The sequence below is a fragment of the Algoriphagus sp. A40 genome, assembly GCF_002002735.1.
GTDB lineage: Bacteria > Bacteroidota > Bacteroidia > Cytophagales > Cyclobacteriaceae > Algoriphagus.
Genome location: NZ_MUNY01000033.1, coordinates 84,013 through 92,835 on the forward strand (window position 1 = coordinate 84,013; position 8,823 = coordinate 92,835).

Sequence of the window (8,823 nt, forward strand, 5' to 3'; positions counted from 1 at the left end):
TGCCGAGGTTGTCAAAGCACGTCGATTGCTCAAAACTTCACCCCAAACCGTTCTCCCAATTCCGTTAAATCCTTCACCACCGGTTCAAGCAGCGGAATACCTTCCTTCATTCTAATAGCTTCAAGTTCACGTTCAGGATCGCCTGGGATCAGGACTTTGTCATTGCCGGGAGTTGGCGTAGCTGACCTAAAACGCGTGATCCAGTTGTCCATGTTCGATTTGAACTCGTCTGCAGGACGGAATGCATCTACACGCATGGCGCCGAAAAAGTGACCAATTCCTTCTCCCACTAGATTTGGTAGTGGATCGAGAAAAGCTACAAATGGCGGTACCCAAGGGCCATAATTTGCACCGGAAAGCACAGCAGAGAAAATATCCACAATCGCGCCAAGCGCATAGCCTTTGTGAGAACCATGTTCTCTGTCTCCTCCAAGCGGAAGCAAAGCCCCTCCGTCTTTTACACCGTTAGCGGAAGTGGTAGGTTGTCCGTCTTTGTCCTGTACCCAGCCGCTTGGCGTGTCGAGGCCCTTTCTCTGAAGTATCTCGAGCTTGCCGTTTGCTGCGGTAGTCGTAGCCATGTCGGCGACAAAAGGAGGTTGGTCTTTGGCTGGAATCGCTACTGAAATCGGATTAGTGCCGAGGAGCCTTTCTTTTGAAAATGTCGGAGCCACCAGAGGACTGGCATTGGTCAGTGAGATTCCGATCATGTCGTGCTCCAAAGCCATCATGGCATGGTAGCCAGCGATGCCGTAGTGGTTGGAGTTTTTCACCGAAACCCAGCCTGTTCCTACGTTTTTGGCTTTATCAATAGCTACCTGCATGGCAAACGGCGCTACAACCAAACCCAGACCACTGTCTCCATCGACGACTGCGGTGGAGGGAGTTTCGTAAGTTACTCGCACGTTTGGAGTTGGATTGATCCTTCCTTTTTCCCACAGTCTCACATAGCCCGAAAGTCGGGCAACACCATGGCTGTCGACACCCCTGAGATCGGCGGAAAGCAGCACTTCCGAGGCGATTTTAGCATCGTGCTTCGGACAGCCGATCTTGATCAGCATTTCGTAAGTGAATTGGAAAAGTTGGTCGTAGGAGAAGGTTTGCATAGGGTCGTATTTTCGGTGGCTAAAGATAGGGTGTGTGGCCACAAATGCACAGATGATTTTTGTATTTGGGAATTCAAATAAATCTGGATTTTTTGCTTTCCCTTAAATCCTATTGACTTTATAAATCGTCAGAATTGCCACAGATGGTCAGGTGGATCTTTTCTCAAAAGATCAAAAAAATAAAGCATAAACTGATTCTTTTGTGCCTTCCTGCCTTTGTAGCAAAATCTTAAACCGCCACTTTTCCTGAGAGCAATCTGGAAACTGCGCCTTCCTTTAAAGAATAAAAGGAGCAAACTATCGCTTCCACAGGCACATAGCGGAGTATAAACTCGATCAGGCAACTTGCTACCACAATCATATCAACCCGCATTGCAATCATTCCGGGGATTTTCAGTCGCTCTTCTCTGTTTTTTGTTTTGAGCATTTCAAAAATTCTATCAAACTCTAAAGTCGGCAATTCAAACACATGCTGACCGGTGAGTTTGCACTGGAGCATGGATTCAAAATAAATATCCGTCAACGTATCGAAAGTGCCTGAGGCACCTACCAAACCGGTAGGTTTGAATTTTTGAATGGCTTCGATCAGTGGCTGAAGTTTTTCGAGGCAGTATGTTTCCAGCTTGTTTACTTCCTCAGGTAAAATCGGGTCATGGTAGTGAAAAGCATCCAAAAGTCTCTGACCGCCTATTTCAAAACTTTTTTTCCAGAAGACCTCCTGTGAAGTTCCGATGATAAATTCCACCGAACCACCTCCGATATCCATCATGAGAGTAGGATGGCCATTGAGCGAACCTGAAAGATTGATCCCTTCATAGATGAGTTGGGCTTCCTCTTCGCCGGAGATGACCTGGATGTCAATTCCTAAATCTTCTTTGACTTTGGACACGAATTCCGGGCCGTTTTCGGCATTTCTGACTGCGCTGGTCGCAAAAGCAAAAACCTGATCGATGTGCTCGCCATCAATCAGGTTTTTGAAGTGTCTTAGGGTATGAAAAGCCCTTTTTTGGGCATCTGGAGCAATTTGATTTTGGCTGATTCCGCCTTGACCGATCTTTACCGGGATTTTCTCTTTATAGATTGTCCTAAAGCCCACCCCGTTCAATTCCACCAATAACAAATGAAATGTATTGGTTCCCATGTCTATCACCGCGGCCTTTCGGATACTCATATTGCTGCCAAAATTTTGGATGGGCGAATATAGAAAGTTTTTGATAAGATGAAATTCTAAATGATAAAACGCGCTCCTTCTTTGAATTTTTTCTAAAAATGAGTTTGAAATTGTCAGTGAAATGAAAAATTGGATGTGCAATTGGTAGAAAATGGCTGAATTTTGGAGTGAATTTTGATTTTTAAGCCTAAAAATCTGATTTTTGGCTTTTAAGATTATTGACTTGTGTTTTTCAAATTTCGTCGTTTGGAATAATTGAGGAGTTAAAGAAGAAAGTGCTTCAATTGAACCTTTTGGGATAAGTTCTGGACAAAACTTTTCCCCGCTTTGCCCAATTTTTCGATGCCTCAACTTTTCATTTGGTGGTTCGGGTTATATTTGGTCAAGACAACAAAACCGGTAATGATAGATCAGGATAAACCCAATTATACTTTGCCCAGCAAAGCCCAAAAGCTTGAATTGCTACAAAAGAAAAATGCCGAAGCACAGTTGGGTGGAGGAGAGGCAAGAATCGTGGCTCAGCATAAGAAGGGGAAACTTTCTGCACGGGAGCGAGTCGATTTGCTGATGGACGAAGGGACTTTTGAGGAGATCGACCGATTTGTGATGCATCGCTCCAAGGATTTTGGATTGGATAAGGAGCACTATCTCGGTGACGGTGTGATCACCGGATACGGTGAGATCAACGGGAGATTGGTTTTTGTTTTTTCTCAGGATTTTACTGTTTTTGGAGGCTCCCTTTCCGAAACCCATGCAGAAAAAATTTGCAAAATCATGGATATGGCCATGAAAAACGGCGCGCCGGTCATTGGCCTAAATGACTCCGGCGGGGCAAGAATTCAGGAAGGAGTAAATTCTCTGGGAGGCTATGCAGATATTTTTTATAGAAACACCCTTGCTTCAGGAGTAATTCCCCAGATCTCTGCCATCATGGGGCCGTGTGCAGGTGGAGCGGTGTATTCTCCAGCGATCACGGATTTTATCCTGATGGTGGAGAATACCTCATACATGTTTGTGACTGGTCCAAATGTGGTGAAAACTGTCACTCAGGAAACTGTAACTGCAGAAGAACTCGGAGGAGCTTCCGCTCACAGTACTAAGTCAGGAGTAACACATTTCGCCTGTGCCAATGAGCTGGAAGCGATCCGGCATATCAAACGGCTGCTCTCTTATATTCCGCAAAACTGTGAGGATCAGGCTCCAGTTTACTTTTATGAATTGAAAAAAGACGAAACCCGAAAAGTGCTCGATACTCTCATTCCGGAAAACCCAAACCAGCCCTATGACATGCGGGATGTGGTTAGAGGGATCGTTGATGAAGAATCATTTTTGGAAGTTCATGAAAACTATGCGGATAATATCGTGGTTGGTTTTGCAAGAATAGCCGGGAGAAGTATTGGAATAGTGGGAAATCAGCCTCAGTCTATGGCCGGAGTTTTGGACAATCATGCCTCGGTCAAGGCTGCACGATTTGTGAGATTTTGTGACAGCTTTAATGTGCCTTTGCTGGTTTTGGTCGACGTACCTGGATTTTTGCCTGGAACTGACCAAGAGTGGAATGGAATTATCACCAATGGAGCCAAGCTACTGTATGCTTTTTCAGAAGCAACAGTTCCCCGGATTACGGTAATTACCCGAAAAGCCTACGGTGGAGCCTATGATGTGATGAATTCCAAACATATCGGTGCAGATATGAATTATGCTTGGCCAACAGCAGAGATTGCGGTGATGGGTGCAAAAGGGGCTGCTGAAATCATCTTTAAAAAGGAAATATCGGAAGCAGCCGACCCTGAGGCTAAACTTCAAGAGAAAGTGGACGAATACACCGCAAAGTTTGCCAATCCATATCGAGCAGCTTTTCGTGGCTTTATCGATGAGGTGATTTTACCGTCCGAAACCCGGATAAAACTGATCAAAGCCTTCAAAATGCTGGAAAACAAGGTGGATAAGCTACCGAGGAAAAAACATGGAAACATGCCTCTTTGATAGGGGGATTGGTTATTGAGTTATAAGTTATTTGTGGCTTAAACCGTTTATCTGATGAATTTAAGGGCTTTTGAAGATTTGGAAGTTTGGAAAAAGGGCAGAGATGTCAGACTTTTTGTCCAATCTGTAGTGAAAAAGTTTCCACCCGAAGAGAAGTTTGCACTTACTCTTCAAATTAGAAAATCCTCAAGATCAATAACCAACAATATTGCAGAAGGATATGGAAGGTTCTTTTATCAAGAAAACATTCAATTCTGTAGAATTTCACGAGGTTCTCTTACTGAGACTTTGGATCATATGATCGTAGCTTCCGATGAAAAATATATAAATGATGAAGAATTGAATGAATTTAGAATTTTACATGATGATTGTTTAAGGCTACTCAATGGATACATAAGCAATCTACAAAAAGCGAAAACTGGCTCCACAAACCAATAACTTAATAACCAATAACTCACCAACGATACTAAATGAATAAGTCTAACACCCCACTCCACTTCCTCACCACCTATCTCAACAACGCCTCTCCAACAGGTTTCGAGGCATGCGGACAGCAAATCTGGTTGGATTATATCAGACCGTTTGTGGACACCTATTTCACTGACAATTATGGTACAGCAGTCGGGGTGATCAATCCTGAGGCGGAATACAAAGTAGTCATCGAAGCGCATGCGGATGAAATCAGCTGGTTTGTGAACTATATCAAAGACGACGGCTACATCTATGTCCGCCGAAACGGAGGCTCTGATCACATGATTGCCCCTTCTATGCGAGTCAATATTCATACAGATAAAGGAGTTATTCCGGGTGTCTTTGGCTGGCCAGCAATTCATGTGAGAAAAGAAGGCAAAGAGGATGCTCCTACCTTAGACAATATTTTCATCGATGTAGGAGCCCGCTCCAAAGCCGAAGTGGAAGAAATGGGAATCCATGTGGGCTGCGTGATCACCTTTAAAGATGAATTGATTGAATTGAATGGGAAATTCTGGTCAGGACGTGCTTTGGATAACCGGATCGGAGGCTTCATGATTGCTCAGGTGGCAAGGAAAATCAAAGAATCCGGAACACAACTGCCTTTTGGGCTTTATGTGGTCAATGCAGTACAGGAGGAAATTGGGCTTCGCGGAGCAGAGATGATCGCTCATCGGATCAAACCGAATGTTGCCATCATCACCGACGTCTGCCATGATACTACCGCCCCTCTATATAATAAGGTGACTAGTGGAGATCAGACCGCCGGCAAGGGCCCTGTTTTGACTTATGGAGCTTCAGTTCACAAGAAACTATTGGATCTGATTATCGATACCGCAAGGAAAAAGGAAATTCCTTTCCAAAGGGCAGCAGCATCAAGAGTAACTGGTACCGATACGGATGCTTTTGCCTATTCCAATGAAGGTGTGCCCTCCGCACTGATTTCACTTCCTTTGAAATACATGCATACCACCGTAGAGACGGCAAGCAAGGAGGATATAGAGCAGGTGATCAATCTGATGTATGCCTTTTTGGTAGATTTCGATCCAAGTTTTGATTTTAGGTATTTAAAATAGGTCAACGGTCCACAGTCCACGGTTGATCGCCGTGGTCTGTGGTCTGTCGACCGTGGACCAAAATGAATTTTACAGACCACCTTTCACGAACCATTTTTCTCCCGAAGCCGCCGGAGCGGATCATTTCCCTGGTTCCCTCACAGACTGAATTGCTGGTTGATTTAGGTTTGGAAGATCGGATAGTCGGAGTGACCAAGTTTTGTGTTCATCCTTCCCACCTGAGAAAAAGTAAAACCATTGTTGGCGGGACGAAGAATTACCGTTTCGACGTGATTGAGCAATTGCAGCCGGACTTGATTATCGGAAACAAAGAGGAAAATGACCAGGCAGGAATTGAAAAACTAGCTTCAAAGAATCCGGTTTGGATGAGTGATATTTTTGACCTTCGAGATTCCCTTCGGATGATATCTGAATTGGGGAAAATAACCATGACAGAATCCCGCGCTTCTGAACTTGTTACCAAAATCGAATCTTCTTTTGCCAAGGCTGCTCCATTTAAAGGAACCTGTGTTTATTTGATTTGGGAAAACCCGAAAATGGCTGCGGGCAAACATACATTTATTGATGCGATGCTCGCTTTGGCTGGATTTGAAAATGTGGTACTGTCTGAACGTTATCCCGTGATGTCGGAGGACAAATTGCTTGAGCTTTCTCCCGATTTTTTGATACTGAGCTCAGAGCCGTTTCCATTTATGGAAAAACATTTAGAAACTTATCAAAAGCTTCTGCCTAATTCTAAGATCCTTTTGGTTGATGGGGAGCTATTTTCCTGGTATGGAAGTAGATTGCTCTATGCTTCTGACTATTTCAAAAGATTATAGGCAAAGCCAGGCACCATTTTTGATTTCCACTTATAAAAATTAAACTTTCAGGCAGGAACTTTTGTAAAAAATTCAATTAACTTTTAGACTCAAATCGCGGTCTTTTTAGAATAAAGGAAAATCTAAGTGTGTTTTAAAAATGCGCTGTCTGACCAAGAGAGCTCGTTGAAATGACAACCCGGTTTGGGAAAAGTGAACAAATTAGGACCCATTAATATTTGAAAACGCAATTAACACTATGAAAAGAAGTTCGATTGCCTTAGCAGCAATGCTGGCTTTGGCCTGGGCTTGTGGCCCAAAAGCGACAGAAGAAACTACCGAAGTAGCCGAGGCACCTGTGGTTGTTCCTGACAATTCACTCAGTGAGGAAGAAAAAGCATCAGGTTGGATGCTTCTTTTCGATGGTACATCAATGGATGGCTGGAGAGCTTTCAACGGCGATTCAACCCCATCAAACTGGATCATTGATGATGGTGCTATGAAAGGACTTGGGGCAACAGGCGGAGCAGATATCGGCGGGGACGTGGTGTTTGGTCCGATGGAGTTTGAAGAGTTTGAGTTGGAATTTACATGGAAAATATCTCAGGGAGGAAATAGCGGTGTGTTTTACCACGTGGTAGAAGGTCCTAATTACAAGGCTCCTTATTATACAGGTCCGGAATATCAAGTGATCGACCAGCTGGGTTTTGCCCAGCCTTTGGAAGATTGGCAGTCAATCGGTGCCGACTATGCGATGTATGTGCCGGACTACGAAGGCGTGGTTAAACCAGCCGGTGAGTGGAATACCTCGAAGATTATCTTCTCCGAGCAAGGCTCATCTTACTGGCTTAATGGCAAAAAGACGGTTGAATTCATTCCTTATTCCGAGGATTGGAATACTAGGAGAAACTCTGGCAAGTGGAATGATTTCCCGGATTACAAGATTGCAAAGAAAGGATTGATTGCATTACAGGATCATGGTGATCCCGTTTGGTTCAAGAACATTAAAATAAGACCCCTATAAAATAATCGTTTATGAAAAAGTTAGTACTAGTTGGGCTTTTGCTTTTGGTAGCCCAAGTCACATTTGCACAAAAGAAGAAAAAACTCTTTAATGGGAAAGATCTCACGGGCTGGGTGATCTACGGGACTGAAAAGTGGTATGTGGAAGATGGCCTTTTGATTTCTGAAAGCGGTCCGGACAAAGGCTATGGTTATTTGGGGACCGAAGAGAACTTTGACAACTTTGAGATTAACCTTGAATTCAAGCAGGAAGCCAATGGTAACAGTGGAGTTTTTATACGCTCTACTGTAGATGGCACCAAAGTTTCAGGTTGGCAAGTAGAGGTAGCCCCTCCAGGCAGCGATACTGGAGGCATCTATGAGTCTTATGGAAGAGGCTGGTTGATCAAGCCTGATCCTGAAAAAGACAAAGCATTGAAATTCGGAGAATGGAACAAAATGAAGATCGTTGTAAAAGGGGATAATGTCACTTCTTATGTAAATGGAGTAGAGATGGTCAACTATTCTGACGCAAAAATCGGCGAAGGAAAAGGCGGAGTTTTGCTTCAGATCCATGATGGAGGAGGGATTAAGGTTTATTGGCGAAATATTGTATTGAAAGAGCTGTAAGGATCAAAATATTCTGAATCGAAAGCCCTGAGAATTGAGTTCTCAGGGCTTTTTTATTTGTTAAAATTTTTCCCAATCATTTTCAGGGGTTTAGGTAGAAAGGAGATTTTTTTTGGGTTGAGGTCTTGTTGTGGCCAAAAAAAGGGAGATATTTGCACTCCCAATCGACGCGAACGGCGCCGGGGTCAGGTTGAAAGAGCGGAAGTGGGGGAGTACCGGAGCAGATTAAGTTTCGGATATTCAGGGGAGAAGGAAAAGAATCAAAAAATTATTTTCACTCTCTTGTTGGAAAGAAAGAAACTTCACTTACCTTTGCAACCCTGTTCGAAAGGAACGGAAGAAAACGAGAAGCGAATCAAACGGAAAACGGGGCAGCGATGCCGGTTTTTGCCAAGCCTGCCGAATGAGGCGGGAGAAGTTCTTTGAAATGTTGTAAGAGAGAAAAAGAGCCTGAGAAAAGGGCAGGGAGTTGTCAAGAGGCCTTAGGGCATTTGACAATCGACAATAATGATAATTTACAATGGAGAGTTTGATCCTGGCTCAGGATGAACGCTAGCGGCAGGCCTAATACATGCAAGTCGAGC

The 8,823-nt window shown here is 43.9% G+C and carries 8 protein-coding genes and 1 rRNA gene; 7 read left to right on the plus strand and 2 right to left on the minus strand.

The features are described 5' to 3' along the window. Positions 1 to 29 precede the first annotated feature (29 nt). Positions 30 to 1,103, minus strand: a complete 1,074-nt coding sequence (locus B0E43_RS24240) for an Ldh family oxidoreductase (protein ID WP_077346371.1) — start codon at positions 1,101 to 1,103, stop codon at positions 30 to 32. A gap of 229 nt (positions 1,104 to 1,332) precedes the next feature. Beyond that, positions 1,333 to 2,274 (minus strand): exopolyphosphatase, encoded by a 942-nt coding sequence (locus tag B0E43_RS24245; protein ID WP_077346382.1) that lies wholly within the window; start codon positions 2,272 to 2,274, stop codon positions 1,333 to 1,335. 402 nt (positions 2,275 to 2,676) lie between these two features. On the opposite strand from B0E43_RS24245, the gene B0E43_RS24250 reads away from it, so the two are divergent. The 7 genes from B0E43_RS24250 to B0E43_RS24280 all read left to right on the plus strand — a co-directional run. Next, positions 2,677 to 4,260: an acyl-CoA carboxylase subunit beta gene (locus B0E43_RS24250; RefSeq protein WP_077346383.1), complete on the plus strand. Its 1,584-nt coding sequence runs from the start codon at positions 2,677 to 2,679 to the stop codon at positions 4,258 to 4,260. Positions 4,261 to 4,314: 54 nt separating this feature from the next. Beyond that, positions 4,315 to 4,698 (plus strand): four helix bundle protein, encoded by a 384-nt coding sequence (locus B0E43_RS24255; RefSeq protein WP_077346372.1) that lies wholly within the window; start codon positions 4,315 to 4,317, stop codon positions 4,696 to 4,698. A 32-nt stretch (positions 4,699 to 4,730) separates the two neighbouring features. After that, on the plus strand, positions 4,731 to 5,807 hold the full coding sequence (locus tag B0E43_RS24260; RefSeq protein WP_077346373.1) for a M42 family metallopeptidase: 1,077 nt from the start codon (positions 4,731 to 4,733) through the stop codon (positions 5,805 to 5,807). A gap of 62 nt (positions 5,808 to 5,869) precedes the next feature. After that, entirely contained in the window at positions 5,870 to 6,628 is a 759-nt protein-coding gene (locus B0E43_RS24265) for an ABC transporter substrate-binding protein (protein WP_077346374.1), read from the plus strand. A gap of 238 nt (positions 6,629 to 6,866) precedes the next feature. Continuing rightward, a complete protein-coding gene (locus tag B0E43_RS24270) occupies positions 6,867 to 7,631 on the plus strand; it encodes a DUF1080 domain-containing protein (RefSeq protein ID WP_077346375.1) in 765 nt (254 codons plus the stop codon). Between the two features lie 11 nt (positions 7,632 to 7,642). Beyond that, complete coding sequence (locus tag B0E43_RS24275) at positions 7,643 to 8,239, plus strand: DUF1080 domain-containing protein (RefSeq protein WP_077346376.1); 597 nt, start codon at positions 7,643 to 7,645, stop codon at positions 8,237 to 8,239. 517 nt (positions 8,240 to 8,756) lie between these two features. Continuing rightward, a 16S ribosomal RNA gene (locus B0E43_RS24280) occupies positions 8,757 to 8,823 on the plus strand; the annotation flags it as partial.

What these genes read in the sequence shown, in the direction of transcription:
- B0E43_RS24240 (WP_077346371.1), bottom strand. Translation starts at nt 1,103, where the DNA reads ATGCAAACCTTCTCCTACGACCAACTTTTCCAATTCACTTACGAAATG.
- B0E43_RS24245 (WP_077346382.1), bottom strand. Translation starts at nt 2,274, where the DNA reads ATGAGTATCCGAAAGGCCGCGGTGATAGACATGGGAACCAATACATTT.
- B0E43_RS24250 (WP_077346383.1), top strand. Translation starts at nt 2,677, where the DNA reads ATGATAGATCAGGATAAACCCAATTATACTTTGCCCAGCAAAGCCCAA.
- B0E43_RS24255 (WP_077346372.1), top strand. Translation starts at nt 4,315, where the DNA reads ATGAATTTAAGGGCTTTTGAAGATTTGGAAGTTTGGAAAAAGGGCAGA.
- B0E43_RS24260 (WP_077346373.1), top strand. Translation starts at nt 4,731, where the DNA reads ATGAATAAGTCTAACACCCCACTCCACTTCCTCACCACCTATCTCAAC.
- B0E43_RS24265 (WP_077346374.1), top strand. Translation starts at nt 5,870, where the DNA reads ATGAATTTTACAGACCACCTTTCACGAACCATTTTTCTCCCGAAGCCG.
- B0E43_RS24270 (WP_077346375.1), top strand. Translation starts at nt 6,867, where the DNA reads ATGAAAAGAAGTTCGATTGCCTTAGCAGCAATGCTGGCTTTGGCCTGG.
- B0E43_RS24275 (WP_077346376.1), top strand. Translation starts at nt 7,643, where the DNA reads ATGAAAAAGTTAGTACTAGTTGGGCTTTTGCTTTTGGTAGCCCAAGTC.